Origin of the sequence: Micromonospora sp. DH14, from assembly GCF_029809455.1 — a bacterium.
Lineage (GTDB): Bacteria > Actinomycetota > Actinomycetes > Mycobacteriales > Micromonosporaceae > Micromonospora > Micromonospora parva.
Map to the genome: position 1 here is coordinate 1 of NZ_JARVKT010000050.1, position 14,698 is coordinate 14,698.

Annotated in this window: 14 protein-coding genes, 1 tRNA gene and 2 pseudogenes; 10 read left to right on the forward strand and 7 right to left on the reverse strand. The window is 68.5% G+C overall.

Going from position 1 to position 14,698, the window contains the following annotated elements:
• Nucleotides 1-446 (reverse strand): annotated as a pseudogene (locus QCZ28_RS32810) (hypothetical protein); the annotation flags it as partial.
• A 365-nt stretch (nucleotides 447-811) separates the two neighbouring features.
• Between QCZ28_RS32810 and QCZ28_RS32815 the strand changes: the two are divergent.
• The 3 genes and pseudogenes from QCZ28_RS32815 to QCZ28_RS32825 all read left to right on the forward strand — a co-directional run bounded on the left by QCZ28_RS32815 (nucleotide 812) and on the right by QCZ28_RS32825 (nucleotide 3,788).
• Complete coding sequence (locus tag QCZ28_RS32815; protein WP_279520260.1) at nucleotides 812-2,374, forward strand: replication initiator; 1,563 nt, start codon at nucleotides 812-814, stop codon at nucleotides 2,372-2,374.
• A pseudogene (locus QCZ28_RS32820) lies at nucleotides 2,371-2,565 on the forward strand (excisionase family DNA-binding protein); the annotation flags it as partial. The gene QCZ28_RS32815 and the pseudogene QCZ28_RS32820, both read left to right, overlap by 4 nt.
• Nucleotides 2,566-2,567: 2 nt before the next feature.
• Nucleotides 2,568-3,788 (forward strand): site-specific integrase, encoded by a 1,221-nt coding sequence (locus QCZ28_RS32825; protein ID WP_279520261.1) that lies wholly within the window; start codon nucleotides 2,568-2,570, stop codon nucleotides 3,786-3,788.
• A gap of 215 nt (nucleotides 3,789-4,003) precedes the next feature.
• Here the strand turns inward: QCZ28_RS32825 and QCZ28_RS32830 are convergent, their stop codons facing one another.
• Nucleotides 4,004-4,834, reverse strand: a complete 831-nt coding sequence (locus QCZ28_RS32830; protein WP_279520262.1) for a protein phosphatase 2C domain-containing protein — start codon at nucleotides 4,832-4,834, stop codon at nucleotides 4,004-4,006.
• Nucleotides 4,834-5,667, reverse strand: coding sequence for a sigma factor-like helix-turn-helix DNA-binding protein (locus tag QCZ28_RS32835; RefSeq protein ID WP_279520263.1), 834 nt, complete (start codon nucleotides 5,665-5,667; stop codon nucleotides 4,834-4,836). Before QCZ28_RS32835 ends, QCZ28_RS32830 begins: the two co-directional genes overlap by 1 nt.
• A 251-nt stretch (nucleotides 5,668-5,918) precedes the next feature.
• Here QCZ28_RS32835 and QCZ28_RS32840 point away from each other — a divergent pair, with 251 nt between their 5' ends.
• Both QCZ28_RS32840 and QCZ28_RS32845 read left to right on the forward strand, forming a co-directional pair.
• Complete coding sequence (locus QCZ28_RS32840) at nucleotides 5,919-6,359, forward strand: hypothetical protein (RefSeq protein ID WP_279520264.1); 441 nt, start codon at nucleotides 5,919-5,921, stop codon at nucleotides 6,357-6,359.
• Nucleotides 6,359-6,721, forward strand: a complete 363-nt coding sequence (locus QCZ28_RS32845; protein WP_279520265.1) for an HNH endonuclease — start codon at nucleotides 6,359-6,361, stop codon at nucleotides 6,719-6,721. Before QCZ28_RS32840 ends, QCZ28_RS32845 begins: the two co-directional genes overlap by 1 nt.
• Before the next feature lie 1,351 nt (nucleotides 6,722-8,072).
• On the opposite strand, the gene QCZ28_RS32850 is transcribed toward QCZ28_RS32845, so the two are convergent.
• Nucleotides 8,073-8,294, reverse strand: a complete 222-nt coding sequence (locus tag QCZ28_RS32850; protein WP_279520266.1) for a hypothetical protein — start codon at nucleotides 8,292-8,294, stop codon at nucleotides 8,073-8,075.
• A 153-nt stretch (nucleotides 8,295-8,447) separates the two neighbouring features.
• Between QCZ28_RS32850 and QCZ28_RS32855 the strand changes: the two genes are divergently transcribed.
• Together QCZ28_RS32855 and QCZ28_RS32860 are read left to right on the forward strand one after the other, a co-directional pair.
• A complete protein-coding gene (locus tag QCZ28_RS32855) occupies nucleotides 8,448-8,774 on the forward strand; it encodes a helix-turn-helix domain-containing protein (protein WP_279520267.1) in 327 nt (108 codons plus the stop codon).
• A gap of 454 nt (nucleotides 8,775-9,228) precedes the next feature.
• Nucleotides 9,229-10,425: a site-specific integrase gene (locus tag QCZ28_RS32860; RefSeq protein WP_279520268.1), complete on the forward strand. Its 1,197-nt coding sequence runs from the start codon at nucleotides 9,229-9,231 to the stop codon at nucleotides 10,423-10,425.
• 81 nt (nucleotides 10,426-10,506) lie between these two features.
• Here QCZ28_RS32860 and QCZ28_RS32865 read toward each other — a convergent pair.
• Nucleotides 10,507-10,578, reverse strand: a tRNA-Val gene (locus QCZ28_RS32865).
• 50 nt (nucleotides 10,579-10,628) lie between these two features.
• Nucleotides 10,629-11,273, reverse strand: coding sequence for a TIGR02611 family protein (locus QCZ28_RS32870; protein ID WP_279520269.1), 645 nt, complete (start codon nucleotides 11,271-11,273; stop codon nucleotides 10,629-10,631).
• A gap of 273 nt (nucleotides 11,274-11,546) precedes the next feature.
• Here QCZ28_RS32870 and QCZ28_RS32875 point away from each other — a divergent pair, with 273 nt between their 5' ends.
• A complete protein-coding gene (locus tag QCZ28_RS32875) occupies nucleotides 11,547-11,978 on the forward strand; it encodes an SsgA family sporulation/cell division regulator (protein ID WP_007457244.1) in 432 nt (143 codons plus the stop codon).
• Between the two features lie 116 nt (nucleotides 11,979-12,094).
• On the opposite strand, the gene QCZ28_RS32880 is transcribed toward QCZ28_RS32875, so the two are convergent.
• Entirely contained in the window at nucleotides 12,095-12,871 is a 777-nt protein-coding gene (locus QCZ28_RS32880; RefSeq protein WP_030333678.1) for a glucose 1-dehydrogenase, read from the reverse strand.
• A gap of 203 nt (nucleotides 12,872-13,074) precedes the next feature.
• On the opposite strand from QCZ28_RS32880, the gene QCZ28_RS32885 reads away from it, so the two are divergent.
• Together QCZ28_RS32885 and QCZ28_RS32890 are read left to right on the forward strand one after the other, a co-directional pair.
• Nucleotides 13,075-14,067 carry an AraC family transcriptional regulator gene (locus QCZ28_RS32885; protein ID WP_279520270.1) on the forward strand — a complete coding sequence of 331 codons (993 nt, stop codon included), beginning with the start codon at nucleotides 13,075-13,077 and terminating at the stop codon, nucleotides 14,065-14,067.
• 7 nt (nucleotides 14,068-14,074) lie between these two features.
• On the forward strand, nucleotides 14,075-14,530 hold the full coding sequence (locus QCZ28_RS32890; RefSeq protein WP_279520271.1) for an Rrf2 family transcriptional regulator: 456 nt from the start codon (nucleotides 14,075-14,077) through the stop codon (nucleotides 14,528-14,530).
• The last annotated feature ends 168 nt before the right edge of the window (nucleotides 14,531-14,698 follow it).

The following is a 14,698-nucleotide window of genomic DNA, read 5'->3' on the forward strand; positions in this document are numbered from 1 at the left end:
ACTGTGGCTCGGCCCACGCGCGGTCCCAGGAAGGCGGCGGCCTCCGCGACGCTGTAGTGCTGCACGCTCAGCACGTTCAGATCGAAGTCGTGGTCCGGCTCCAGGGACTCGCGATAGCGCACCGGCCCCCGGGCTTCCCGCTGTCCGCGCCAGCCGCCGGGCGTGTTGCGTGGCCGGCGTGGAGCGACAGCGGAGCGTCGGACTCGCGCCCAGGCGGCGGCGCGTGCGGCCCGTTCAGGGCCGCCTTGATAGACGTACAGAAAGTCCTCCCACACTGCCGGTAGCCGGCCGCCCGACTTCCATCCGGCGACATCACGGCAGGTTGACGTGTCGGCACCCGGTGCTACTCTGGCGCTCGTCGAGCACGCCAGCGCGGCCTTCCTGCCGGATCGCTGGACTCGACCTCGGATATGCCGCGCGGCCTTCTCGCCGCTGATGCGGGTCACGTCCCGCCGGCTCCCGATCGCACCAGCCACCGCGCCGGTTCTCCGAATCCGCTGAACGGCCCAGCACGGCTTCACTGCCGTCCACGATGGCCCGGATTCGCACACCTACACGGGTGGGGACAGCCTGCGGCAAACGCTCGGGTGCCGACATCCCAGGCTCCCCGCCTGTGCCGGCCTTCGTTACCAGCTCGACGAGCGCGAGAGGACAAGACCATCGGCGGGACGTGGCACCACCACGAACCCGCCCTCCGGCGTCAGCCGCCCTCCCGGCGGTGCCAGAGACACGACGAACACCACCAGCGGACCAACCTCCATGGCTGGTGGTGCTTTGTCTCCCGTCCCTGCCACCCCCCAAGGAGAAGACCGTGTCCACCCCGCTCACCCTGCACCGGCCCGGCGTCGCCGCCGGCCGGAACGCCCAAGCCCTGCACCGTGCGGCCACGCCGGAGTTCTCCGGCTGGCTTAAGCACACCGCCGCTGCCGGCGGCTGTGCCCGGCCAATCCGCCTCACTGGCACCATCGCAGCCGTCGAGACGACCACAGGCCGCATCACCGGCCAAATCCGGACCGATGAGTTGCCCGACCAAGCGCTCTACAAGGCGTGCGGTAACCGCCGCGAATCGCAGTGTCATGACTGCGCCTGGGTCTACGCCGGTGACGCTTACCAGGTCGTCCGCTGCGGCCTGACCGGCGGCAAGGGCGTACCCGACTCGGTCGCCCGACACCCGGTCGTCTTCGCCACCTTCACCGCCCCGTCCTTCGGCGCGGTCCACCACCGGCACGTCGCTCGCCATACCTGCGCCGCCCGGCAGCGCTGCGACTGCCGGCCCGCTCCCTGCCGCGCCCGAAGTGCCGCCGGTACCTGCCAGCACGGACAAGCCGCGGCGTGCTTCGCCCGCCACGACACCGACGATCCGCGGCTCGGGCAGCCGTTGTGCCTGGACTGCTACGACCACCAACACCAAACCGTCTGGAACTACTTCTCCGGCGAGCTGTGGCGACGCACCAAACAGGCCATCGAACGTCATCTCGTCGCCCTCTGCCGCCGACGCGGCATCCCCTTCGTCGAGGTCGTCACCGGCTCCGGCAAAGTGCGCCGGGTGCCACCGGTGCGGGTGTCGCACGGCAAGGTCGCCGAAATGCAGCGCCGGGCAGCCGTGCACTTCCACGCCCTGCTGCGCCTCGATGGCGTCGGCCCTGACCCGCATGCTCTCGTTCCGCCACCGGCCGGCATCACCGTCGACGACCTGGACGCCGCAATCCATGCCGTCGCGCGGCAGATCGCCGCCACCACGCCGCCGCATCCCGACCGGCCGCAGGGCTGGGTGGTGGCCTGGGGCGAGCAGGTCGACGTACGACGGATCAACGCCGCGAACGGCGAGTTGACCGACGGCAAGGTAGCCGCCTACCTCGCCAAGTACGCCACCAAGGCCACCGAATCCACCGGGCGCTCCTTCCCCCGCCTCACCCCGGCCACCATCGACGACTACGCCGACCCCGAAGGCGACCACCTCGGACGCCTCATCGACGCCTGCTGGCACCTCGGACGGCCAACCAGCACCGACACCGCCAGCGGCGCCACAACGGCTGGCGACCGTCAAGGCAGCCTTGACACCCAACCGAACGCCTACGCCAGGCTGCGCCGCTGGGCGCACATGCTCGGCTTCGGCGGCCACTTCCTCACCAAGGCCCGCCGCTATTCCGTCACCTTCGGCCTACTCCGCGACACCCGCGCCACCTACCGGGTCGAAGACGACGACAACCCCGGCACCTTCACCATCGGCACCCTTACCTACGCCGGCTCCGGGTGGCTCAGCGAGGGCGACGCACTCCTGGCCAACACCGCCGCCGCGCAGCGCCGCCAGGCCAGACGCACCGCTCGGGAAGAGCTTGCCCACGAAGCCTGGCTTACCGGGGTCGCCGCATGAACCACGACCTCCGCCCCCGCTGGTACTCCCCCGCCGAGGTCGCCGTCCTTCTTGGCTTCGGCATCTCCAAGGTCAAGATGAAGATCGCCACCGGAGAGCTGCGCTCTATCAAGGACGGCAAGTACCGCCGAGTCCTCCCGGAGTGGGTCGACGACTACATCAGCGAACAGGTCGAGCGTCAGGAGGCCGCCGGATGCCCGCACGCGCACGAGCCAACGGCGAAGGCTCCATCTTCCCCTACCGCAACGGCTTCGCCGCGTACGTCTGGGTCACCAAGCCGGATGGCAGGCGCACCCGGAAGTACGTCTACGGCAAGACCCGCGAAGCAGTGCACGACAAGTGGATCAAGTTGCACCAGCAGGCCAAGGCCGGGCCGGTGGCGACGAGCGTTCCGACGGTTGGCAGCTTCCTCACCTACTGGCTGAACGAGATCGTCGAGCCGAACCGCGCGCCCCTGACCTACGCCACCTACGAGACGTTCGTCCGCCGCTACATCTCCCCCGGCCTCGGCGCAAAGCGGCTCGACCGGCTCCAGTCCCGCGACGTGCAGACCTGGATCAACCAGGTGGCCCGCACCTGCCAGTGCTGCGCTCAGGGCAAGGACGCCGCACGGCCCAAGGAGAAGCGCCGTTGCTGCGCCGCCGGTCGCTGCTGTCAGGCCGTCCCGTCGACGCGGACGGTCAGCGACATCCGGGCCGCACTGCGGGCCGCCCTCACTCACGCCCAGGCCGAAGACCTCATCACCAAGAACCCCGCCGTGCCGGTCACCCTCGCCACCGTCCGCCGTCGACGAGGCAAGTCCTGGTCGAGCGACGAGGCGCGCAAGTTCCTCGAATCGGCCCGCGCAGACGAGGACCCGCTCTACGCCGCCTACGCCCTGGTCCTCGTCATCGGCCTGCGCAAGGGCGAGGCCCTGGGACTGACGTGGGAGGACGTCGACCTCGACGCTGGGGAGCTGACCATCGGTCGCCAACTGCAACGCGTACGCGGGCAGCTCCTGCACCGCGACACCAAGACCCAGGCGTCCGACGCCACCCTCCCCCTGCCCGACATCTGCCTGACCTCGATGAAGCTGCGACGCGAGCAGCGTGACGAAGCCCGAGCAACCGCTGGAAAGGCGTGGCACGAGAACGACCTCATATTCACCACCCGCTATGGCACACCCATCGAGCCGCGCAACTTCCAGCGCTCCTGGCAAGCCCGGTGCGACAAAGCAGGGGTCCGCTCGATCACCGTCCACGACGCCCGCCGCACCTGCGCCACGCTGCTGGCAGACCTGGACGTCCACCCCCGAGTCGCCATGCAGATCCTCCGGCACGCCCGCTTCTCGGTAACGATGGAGATCTACACCCAGGTCTCATCGAAGGCGACCAGGGACGCACTCAAGCGCCTCGGCGAATCACTAACGCAATAGCCGTGCTGCTGTACTTAGCTGCTGTACGACAGCAGAAAGGCCACCTCCCGTTTCCGGGAAGTGGCCTTTGACCTGCGTGGGCGATGCTGGTATCGAACCAGCGACCTCTTCGGTGTGAACGCGGCTACAGAGGATCACCATCTACCGACGACTGTTGTTGAGTGTCACTGAGACGCCAACACCTACCAACGGTTGTCGTCTGTTGCTGCCGCCTGTCAGCCATCTAGCTGACTTTCTGCTGACGATCGCACCAGCACCACCGTGGCGTCGTCGCTTCGCTTGTTACGCGGCCAACGCGCCCCCACCGGATCGTGCTGCTCAACCTCACGCACGCGCCTTAGCAACTCATGCGGCCCCTCCTGGTTCAGGAGCCGAAGCAAGCCGGGCCAGTCGAGCAGTTCGAACATTCGCACAATGCGAGCCGCACCATCGGTGAGTACCGCGCACTGCCGGAGATTCGCCAACCGAGCCGATCCGGTGATTGCATGTTGTGCGACTGAGGGATCTGCGGCAGCCACCCAGAAACCGCCCGGCTGGTTGCGTGCCGCCAGTTCAGCATGCTTCATCTCAATTAGCGCCGCTTGCTTCTCTTTCGACCCGATAGGGAAGCGGTCAGCGTTTCTCCGTTGCGCCCTCGCCGTTTGGTCGACCCGCTCATCGGTAATCACTTGCAGTCCCGATGTCTCGTCAAGAACGATCGTTACGTCTCCCAAGGCAAGGAACTCAACGTCTGTAGCGTCCGCACGAAGAAGCGCGACGGCGGCAGAAGGCGTGCCCGGACTCGTCAGATCACATTCAGGGTGCTGCTTGGCAACCGCCTCTATGGCTTGAGAGAGCGCGGATGCAAGGGTTGTTTCCGGATCTACAGCGAGCCCTGACACTGCTGCGCCGAGACGGGCGGCGTACCAGGAAACCCCGTGCCTGCAACCGGTATCGGTCCGCGCCGTTGCCCCGTCGAGCACCACGACTAGCCCGGGAGACGCCGAAAACCAATCCTCGTTCGACGCGTCAGCAAGCGCCGGTTCAGACGCGGCCAACACGCGCATTAGTTGCCGCCCTCGTGACGATATAGCGGCGTAACCCGCTCGACGGACAGCAGCTTCTTCCCGTCATACTCGGATCTGACAACCGTCGAGAATCGCCGGTTCTTCAGTTCCTTGTAGAGCTGGCCAATGTTATCCGCGATGAAATGAGCGGCACCCAACGTTCCCTGGGCGTGAATTCCCGCGAGGTAAAGAAAGCTCCCCTTGCCATCAGGGCGCGGCAACCGACCGATGTATCCATAGTCCGCACTATGCCCGCTGTCACGGGGTGACCGATATTCCTCATCGGTATCAGCGCTCTTGATGAACCATCCGCGCTCATCGGATACAAACCGAAGTTTTGGGTCAGCCTCCATAATCTGCCCGAGAAAGGGAAGCAGCCGGGGGGAGGTCATGACAATCAAGTTAGGTCGATTCAGGTGCACATGGCCCGGCGGCGGGACAACTTCATACCCAGCATCAAGGCCAACAGACCGAGCCAGTTCCGCAAGAGTGTTGTAGGCGCTAAAGCTCTCGGCGGAAATAACGTCGCCGGGGTCACTTCTTCCCACCTCTTGCTTACCACCGATTGAAACCGTCAGCCGGCCCGCCCCGAGGAACGCTCGCTCAGGACGCAGTCCGGCCGAAAGTAGTTGCGATACCCGAGAACGAGACATGTGCAGCATGTCGGCAATCTGCGTTTGCGTCATACCGCCAGAAAGCAACTCCTCAAGACTCTCGCGGCGAATCCGCGATAGCTCTCCGATTGCCGCCTGGTAATCGTCGATGAGCTGGTGAGCCGCGCTCGCTCGCTCTCGCGGGTCAGCGATCTTGGCTAGTGCCGCTGGGTCGTCCACTTCGCCTCTCCACTCCGTCAAGGGGGCTAACCAGAGTGTAGGCCAGTCCAGCCGGGCAAACGCGCCAGGCTAGGTCCATCCGCCTAACCACGAATGTTGAGGGGGGTTGACACTCCCCAGCCACCATGGTTGTCTACGTCACATCACCCCCCTGGACACCCAGGGTTAAGGGGGATAAACAGCGACCTCGGCAGGTGGCAGCCCGCCGAGGTCGTGCACCCAACGTCCCGCCTGACGAACGGAGTACGAAGATGCAGGTCAAGCCTATCTCTGCGGTCCCGGCGAGCGACAGCGCGGACGTGGAGTATCTGCGGGTGCTGGTCACGTCGGTGCTCGGTGCGCAGGCGGTGGCGCTGGCATTGGCCGCGTCGGACATGCCGACGCAGCGGGTCGAGCTGAGCAGTGAGCAGCGGATCGGGTACGCCGTTCAGGGCGTGGCGCGTCTCGGTGTGGCCGAGGTGCAGGCGCGGGAAGAGGCATCCCGCAACGTGAACATGCGCTACACCGAACTGCTGGACATCAACGGCGGCAAGGTCGGCCGGGGTGACCCGCTGGTCAAGGCGCTCAACGAGCGTGAGCGGCAGGTGTGGGGCTGCGGTCAGCGCCGCCAGGAGCGGGCGGTGTCGGTGGCGTGGGACGTGAGCGGCCTGGCCGCCCGTCTCGGCGCGAACCTCGATCGGTCGGTGGCCTGATGGCCCGGCCGAACTCCCGGCGGATGCGCCAGATCAAGCAGGCGCTTGCCGACCGCGACGGCGCGGGCTGCTTCTACTGCGGCCACCCGTTCCCGGCCTTGATCACCGCGACGGTCGACCACCTGATCCCGCAGAGCCTTCTGCCGGGGTGGGCGCTGATGAACCTTGTGTTGGCCTGCCGGCCGTGCAACCAGCGCAAGTCCGGTCAACTCCCGCAGGTGTTCCTGCGGGCCGCTGGCCGCGCGCCGGCTGTGCGGCGGCCGGGCCGGCTCGCTGTAGCCCTTGCCGCTCTGGCGGCCCGTGTGCCGCGCGTTGACCTACCTCGGCTAGCGGGAGCGCTGGGCTTCGCCGCAGGGCGGTAACCCGGTCCCATCCAGCCGGCACGCCGCCGGGCTTCTGTTCTTTGACAACTCCATCGGGTCGCCGTGCTGGCGTCACGGCGACCCGCGTAGGGCTGGCACGGCACGGCCGTCACCGGCTGAACAGCAGATAGGCCCGGCTTCGCCGGACTCACTATCAGGAGTTGACGGGGCAGATTTTCGTACCCGGGTGTCCGTCCGCCGTGGGCTGGCCCTTCTTGGCTGAAACACTCTTCGGCCGGTCACCAGCTCAGACCCGTGCACCAGTGTTTCAGCAGAGGTTCAGACCCACCCACCACCGGGCAGACACCGGCTCACCTGAACAGCATCCCCGCAGCATGACGGCCGGATGGTGAACCGGGTCCGCACGAACAGCTCAGCGCCGACGCCCCATTGCCGCGCTTCATGATCCGCACTGGCTGTCCGGGCGGAACCTCGGAAACCATCTCCGCATCCCCGCATCTCCGCAGAAACCCGCTCTGAGCTGCGAAGACAGGTTGCGGAGATTCCCCGGTCGACAAAGACCGATCTCCGCATCTCCGCATGATCTTCGTCGTGCTGCGGAGATACCCGAGGTTTGCGGAGATGACTAACTGACTCAGGACTCAATCTCCGCAGGTATATCCGCTGGTTAACGACCTGTGTGCGGAGATGCGGAGATGCGGAGATGGTTTCGCCCCCGCCGCAGCAGCGCGAACCGACCGACGTGACCCCATGCCGCCCGGCGGCGACAGGCGACCGGGGAGAACCCCGGGAAGCGCTGACACGCTGACAATCGCCCCGACAGCCGACGTTTCCGCAGGTCACGGCACCCGCGCGGGTGTCAACGCCCCCCGTTGACAGGCGTTGACAGCGCTGACAGCACCCCGCCGGCCAGCCCGAGTGTCAACGCCTGTCAGCGCCTGTCAACGCCCCCCGTTGACACCCTTGCGGCCCCTCTCACCTGCGGAAACGTCGCACCGAACGGCGATTGTCAGCGTGTCAACGCTTCCCGGCCCCTCCCGCCGGCCCGGCAGGGTGACGGAAGCCGTCTGGGCGCAACCCCGGTTGTCACCGCGCCGGCCAGCTCGACGACGCATCCGCCAGCGCGGAAACGGCCCGCTGAGAGCTACACAGGCAATCCGGCCCTACGCCCTACACCGACCAAGCCAAAATCTTGGCCCTACAGGCAACTGAGCGGCCCGCCCTACGCCCTTCTGCCGCACCGCCCCGCCGACCCTCCACACCGGACGGTCATCGCCCCAAGGGCCGGCAGGAACCGCCACAGCGGCCGAGACACCACCCCGACGACGGAAGCCACCTGGCGACAACCCCGGTTGTCACCCCCGCTGCCAGCTCGACCGCGGGCGTTGCGTTACGGCCAGGCGGCAACCGTCACCCCGCCGGGTCGCGGCCCGCCCGCGACCGGTCGCGCCGACGCGACCCCCGCCGCGACCGGACCGGCCAGCACCAACCCGCCACGGTCGCGGGTCGCGCCCACCACCACCAACCCGCCGAACCGGGCCACCGGCCACCCCTTCGGCCACCACCGCCCGCGACCGCGACCACCCACCAACCCGAGGTAGCGGCTTGCCATCAGGTAGCGCCAGCGCTACCCCGGCCGCTACCCGCCCGGCCAGCGCCAACCCCGCCGGGTAGCGGTAGCGGCCCACACCGCCGACCCGCCGACAGCCCGCCCTACAGCCCTTCACCGACCAGCAGCAGCCGCTACCCCTTGGAGGAAGCACCCGTGAGCAACGTCGTCCCGTTCCCCCACCGGCCCATCCCCGCCACAACGGAAGGCATCCCCACCACCGGCACCCGCGCCCCCGTCGTCTCCGCCGTCTACACCGTCGCCGAAACCGCCGAGATCCTGTCGCTCTCCCTCGGCTCCACCTACGCCCTCGTCCGATCCGGTGAGATCCCCGCGATCAAACTCGGCGGCCGGTGGCTCATCCCGAAGGGCCGACTTCACCGCTGGCTTGACGACCTGCCCGAGGCCAGCACCGAAGACGTAGCCGCCGAACTGGAACGCCTCGAACGCGCCGAGCAACGCCAACACCGCCACGGCGCGTAACCGGCCAGGTGCCGCTAGGTCTAGCCCCACCACCCGCTAGACCTAGCGGCACCGCTAGCGGCTCACCACCCCGCCACCCTGCGACCTAGCGACTAGCGGCCAACCAGACCGCGCCCCCACAACCCCGCTGGAACACCCCGCCGCTGTGTTCCAGCCATCGCTAGGCCAGACCACGACGCACCTCCCAACAAACACGCTCCGTCACGAACCGGTGGCGTCGAGCCGACCTAGCAGAGCTGCAATCGATAGCACCCCGCCCTGCTAGCGATAGCAGCTCTGCTAGCAGCACACCGCCGACGCCACCAGCGATCTAGCAGATAGCAGCCCACCAGCACCAACGCCCGGAAAACCCGCCAGAACGCGAACCAGCACCCCCGCAAGCCCTGCTAGCACGGTCGACCGCCGGCCGCGCCAGAGGTAGCACACCGTCACCAACGCAAGGAGATCCACAACCGTGGGACACATCATCAAGACACCCGCCGGCACGTTCCGCGCCAACTGGCGCGACGGCACTGGCAGGCAGAAAGCCAAGACCTTCAAGACCCGCAAGGCAGCCGCCGCGTTCCTCGCCGAGACCGAGACAGCCATCTCACGCGGCGGCTATGTCGACCCGCACGCTGGTCGCCTGCCGTTCGGCAAGTACGCCGAACGGTGGCGCGAATCCCGCAATGACGAGTTGGCCACCAAGGCGCGAGACGGATCGATCCTGCGGACCCACGTGCTTCCCCGCTGGGCCGACGTGCCGCTGTCGCGGATCGACTTCCTCTCGGTCCAGAGCTGGATATCCGACCTTGGCACCCGGCGCTCTCCTGCCACCGTGGCGGAGTGCTTCCGTCTCCTGTCGAGCATCATGCGAGCCGCTTGCCGGGATCGACTGATCGGCGCCAACCCGTGCGACGGGGTGAAGGTGCCGGTTCGCCGGAAGAAGGACACAGACGAACAGGTGTTGCCGCGAGCAGACCTCGTGAGCCGGCTCTTGCCGGCCGTCCCGGATCGGTACCGAGCGCTAGTCGCGCTTGCTGGCGGCACCGGACTCCGGTGGGGTGAGTGCACTGGACTGCGGTGGGACTCCCTGGACCTGGACGCAGCGGCCGTCACGGTCGTACGCGTAGCCGTCGAGGTGGCAGGCACGGTCACCATGAAGCCCTACCCAAAGTCGAGGGCCGGGCGGCGCACGGTTCCAGTCCCCGACTTCGCGACGGAGCTGCTCGCCGCGCACCGCGAGGCATTTCCTGCCGGTCCACGCGGCGAGGTGTTCACCAATTCCAGTGCCGGCCCGCTTCGCCGCACGCTATTCCGCGCTCGGGTATGGCGTCCGTCGCTGGTCCGCGCAGGGTTGCTCGGTCGAGTCGACAAGATGGGCCATTTCAAGTGGCGTGCCGCGTGGAACGACTCGGAGGGTATCGAGTGGACGGCGGAATTCACCACGGAGCGAGAGGCCATCGCGCACGTTGCCAAGATGGCATCCGGTGGCCTGCGCTTTCACGACCTGCGGCACTCGTTCGCAACCGAGCTGGTGTCGCGTGGCGTGCCGGTCACCGACGTACAGGGCGTCATGGGACACGAGCGGCCGTCGACCACGCTCAACCTCTACACCCACCGGTCCGAGGGACGAGATCAGCGCGTCCGCGACGCGTTTGCTGACTCATAGCTGACTCATGACCATGGCCGACAGGCCAGTCAGCAGGAAAGGCACCCTCATCGAGGGTGCCTTTCCTGCGTATATAGAGGGTGGGCGATGCTGGTATCGAACCAGCGACCTCTTCGGTGTGAACGAAGCGCTCTCCCACTGAGCTAATCGCCCTCAGCGCCGTTGACTCTACCCGATCGTGGAACCGGACCGGAAATCCGGGGTCAGTGCGTCGCGAGGTACCGCATCGCTTCGGCCGCCACGTCGATGCCGAGGCTGTACTTGAGGGACAGCCAGACCACCGTGGCCACGAAGACCAGGCCGACGGAGCCGAGCACGAGTCGGACCGCCAGCGACTGTCTGGTCACCCAGCGCGTCCAGCCGTGGACGTGGCGGCGGGTGAAGCCGAGCAGCCGGCGCGCCCAGTGGTATTCGACGGCCCAGATGCCCAGGCCGGCGATCACCAGCAGCCAGCCCGGCCCGGGGAGCGGGATGAGGGCGATGCCGATGGTCACCACCAGCGCCCCGGCGATCGCGATGAAGATCTTGAGGGCGATCCGGCCGGTGGGGTTGGCGCGGATGAGGTCGAGGGTCAGTGAGATCCGCTCGCGCCAGCGGGGGCGGCGCGGTGGGTCCTGGACGGCGACGACGCCGCCACCGGCATCGCTGCCGCGATCCGCACCGGCGCCACCACGACGACCGGCACCGGCGTCATCGCCACCGGAACGACCGGCGTCGGACGCCGGCCGACCGGCCCGTTCGGGCTGCTTCATCGGCACTCCGTACCCCCGCTTTTCGGCTGCTCGGACCGCGACTTTCGGCGGGCCGGGCGCCGCCGCCGCATCCACTGAGGATTGCTTCGTCACCATTTCACCCCCCAGTGTCGCTCGGGCCCGTCACTGCAACGGCCGACTGGACGTTACCGGAGTAAGTCGACGACTGAGCCACCCGATGCCGGGCGGGATCACGCACTGGGCAGAACCGGAAATCCTACATGAATGCTCACATTCACGCGGCCTTTCCGTCCCCCTTCCCACCACTGGGTGAAGTCAGCGTATGGCGGAGCGTAGCCAGGAGTAGCACCTGAGTATGGGAAAAGCGGGACACGCGCGTTCCGCAGCGGTGCCGGGGGGAGAACGTCCATGAGTGTCATCCGACCGACGACCGTAGAGGTCGAGACGTCGCTAAGGCTCGTCGCACCTGACGCCACCGCCTTGCCGGTGCGTGCCAGTCTGCGTTACGACCCTGCTGACCCGTATGCGGTCCATGTCCTGTTCCATGCCGAATCGGCCGGGGGCGAGGCGGTGAGTTGGTCGTTCGCTCGCGAACTTCTGGTCACCGGCCTGGACGAGCCGGCCGGCATCGGGGATGTGCGGGTCTGGCCCTGGGCCACACCGCGCGGCGATTTCGTCGCGCTGGCCCTCTCGTCACCGGACGGCAACGCCCTCTTCGAGGTGCCGCGCAGCGTCCTGGTGCGTTTCCTTCGACGGACCTACGTCGTCGTCCCGCGCGGCCGTGAGGCCGAGCACCTGGACGTCGACACGGCGGTGAACCGGCTGCTCGCCGGTCGCTGACCAACCGAAAACTGCAACACCGGCCACACCGGGGCCGCGCGGATCTGCCGAGTCCGCGCGGCCCCGGCACACGCCCCATCGGGTACGCGGACAGCGCGCCCCGGGTCGGCCGGTGCTCAGCCGTGCGTGGTGATGCCGCCGTCGACGGGGATGACCGCGCCGGTGAGGTACGCGCCGGCGCGTGACGAGAGGTAGATGGCAGTGCCGGCCATGTCCTCGGGGCGTCCGATGCGGCCCAGTGGCACCTGCTGCTCGATGGCGGCCCGGCTCGCCGGGTCGTCGAGCGCGAACGCCATCATCTTGCTCTCGAACGGGCCGGGGGCGATCGCGTTGACGGTGATCTGCTCGCCGGCGAGCTGGTGGGCGAGGCTGCGGGTGAGCATGTGCACGGCCGCCTTGGTGGCCGAGTACGCGTACACCTCCATCATCGGCACCCGGATGCCGTCGATCGACCCGATGTTGATCACGCGGGCCGGGTCGTCGGCGCTGGCGGCGGCGCGCAGCGCCGGCAGCAGCGCGGTGGTGAGCCGGAAGACGGCCTTGACGTTGACCGCCCAGAGCTTGTCGAACGCCGCCTCGGGGTAGTCCTCCAGTGGTGCGCCCCAGGTCGCGCCCGCGTTGTTGACCAGCACGTCGAGCCGACCGAAGCGCTCGCGCACGGCGGCGGCCAGCGTCTCGGCGCCGGCGTCGTCGCTGAGGTCGGCGGGGATTGCCTCGCAGCGCCCCTCGGCGGAGAGGGTGGTGGCGACCGCCTCGCAGACGTCCGCCTTACGCGACGAGATGATCACGTGCGCGCCGGCCCGGACGAAGCCCTGGGCGATCATCAGCCCGATCCCCCGCGACCCGCCGGTGACCAGGACCGTCTTACCTTCGACCGAGAACAGCTGCGTCATTCCCATCCCATCGCGAGTCGGCGGGGGCCGCCGACCGGTCGGGGTGGCCGGCGAATGCCGGGCGGACCGCGGACCGGCGGCGCTACCGTCGGGTAACGTAGCTTGGCCGCCGGGACCGAAACAAGCCCGGGGCGCACTGCGGATTCCGCTCCGAACGGTGACCGGGATGCGGTGACCTGCGGTTCGGGCTACCGTCGCAGGCGATGGTCTCCACCGATCCCTCCCCCGCGCCATCGATCGGAACGGCGTCTCGCGTGCCCGACGAGATAGCCACGTTCGCGCTGGCCGACCTCGCCGGTGACCCCGGCTGGCGTCGGCCGGTGGTCGTCGAGCGGGAGCTGTTGATTCTCACCACCCGTGGGCACGGCGACGCCGAGCTCGACTTTCACCTGCTGCTGTGCCGGCCCGGCACGCTGCTGCGGGTCCGCCCCGGCCAGGTGCTGCGCTGCGCCGGCCCCCAGTTCGACGCCACAGTGGTCGCCTGGGATCCCGAGGCGCTGCGCGACTTCGACGTCGACCTGAGCACCACCGCGACCTGGCGGCAGTTGGCCGGTGAGGACGAGGACGCGGTGATCAGCGAGGTGAGCCAGTTGGCGGTGGACTGTCGGCGGCACCCCGACGGCCCCACCGCCCGGGTGCTGCTGAGGCACCAACTGGCCGTGCTGCTGCTGCGGCTGGCCCTGCCGTACGCCGACCGGCCGTCGTCGCGGCCCGAGGACGAGACGTTCCACCGGTTCCGCCGCGAGGTGGAGCACGGCTATCCGTACACCCGGCGGGTCGAGGACTACGCGGCCGAGCTGGGCTGCTCCGTGCGGACCCTGACCCGGGCCTGCCTGGCCGTCACCGGCCGCAGCGCCAAGCAGGTCATCGACGAGCGGGTCGCGTTGCAGGCCGGCCGGTTGCTCGCCACCACGGATCAGCCGATCGCCGAGATCGGCCGCCGGCTCGGCTTCTCCGAACCCACGAACTTCGGCCGCTTCTTCACCCGCGAGGTCGGCGTCAGCCCCGGCGCGTTCCGGTCCGCACGGGACCAACCGGCGGCCAATCGGGTGATCCGACAGCGACCGCCGGCTGAGTCGACGGCCCCCAACGGGGGCAGATTCCGCCTCGGCAGCGCCGGTGACTCCGCCAACGGTGAACACCCGATGAGACCACTGCCGCCCGCCGGAGGGCCGGGCGTCACCGGCCGGGCATGATGACAGGGTGCAGATCTCCGCGCGCGGCGACTACGCGGTACGGGCGGCGTTAAGCCTCGCCACCGCGTACCCCTCGCTGCTGTCCACCCAGGCCATCGCCGCGGAGCAGGACATGCCCCGCAAGTTCCTGGAGGCGGTCCTGGCTGATCTGCGCCGGGCCGGCATCGTCCGCGCCCAACGCGGCGCCGAGGGCGGCTACACCCTCGCCCGCCCGCCCCGCGAGGTGACGGTCGGCGCGGTGCTGCGCGCAGTCGAGGGCCCCCTGGCCGGTGTACGCGGGTTGCGCCCCGAGGAGACCAGCTACGAAGGCTCGGCGGAGAACCTGCCCGGCCTGTGGGTGGCCGTCCGGGCGGCGGTGCGGCGGGTCGTCGACGAGGTGAGCCTCGCCGAGATCGTCAGCGGTCGACTGCCCGCGCACGTCCGCAAGCTCACCGCGCTGCCCGACGCGTGGGAGCCGCGCTGACACCAGCCGCCGGCCACCGCCGACTCTCCTTTGCCTCAATGGTGGTGCTCACGTAGCTACCTCCATAGGCTCTTCATGCGCTCGCGTTGCTGCTCGCGCAGAGGGATTCGAAGATAATGGGGTCTGACGTCAGACATCTGATGCCGGCAGGGTGCGCGTGTCAGATCC

Coding starts and splice junctions, on each gene's coding strand:
- QCZ28_RS32825 (WP_279520261.1), top strand. CDS start 2,568: ATGCCCGCACGCGCACGAGCCAACGGCGAAGGCTCCATCTTCCCCTAC.
- QCZ28_RS32830 (WP_279520262.1), bottom strand. CDS start 4,834: ATGCGCGTGTTGGCCGCGTCTGAACCGGCGCTTGCTGACGCGTCGAAC.
- QCZ28_RS32840 (WP_279520264.1), top strand. CDS start 5,919: ATGCAGGTCAAGCCTATCTCTGCGGTCCCGGCGAGCGACAGCGCGGAC.
- QCZ28_RS32845 (WP_279520265.1), top strand. CDS start 6,359: ATGGCCCGGCCGAACTCCCGGCGGATGCGCCAGATCAAGCAGGCGCTT.
- QCZ28_RS32850 (WP_279520266.1), bottom strand. CDS start 8,294: ATGGCAAGCCGCTACCTCGGGTTGGTGGGTGGTCGCGGTCGCGGGCGG.
- QCZ28_RS32870 (WP_279520269.1), bottom strand. CDS start 11,273: ATGGTGACGAAGCAATCCTCAGTGGATGCGGCGGCGGCGCCCGGCCCG.
- QCZ28_RS32875 (WP_007457244.1), top strand. CDS start 11,547: ATGAGTGTCATCCGACCGACGACCGTAGAGGTCGAGACGTCGCTAAGG.
- QCZ28_RS32880 (WP_030333678.1), bottom strand. CDS start 12,871: ATGACGCAGCTGTTCTCGGTCGAAGGTAAGACGGTCCTGGTCACCGGC.
- QCZ28_RS32885 (WP_279520270.1), top strand. CDS start 13,075: ATGGTCTCCACCGATCCCTCCCCCGCGCCATCGATCGGAACGGCGTCT.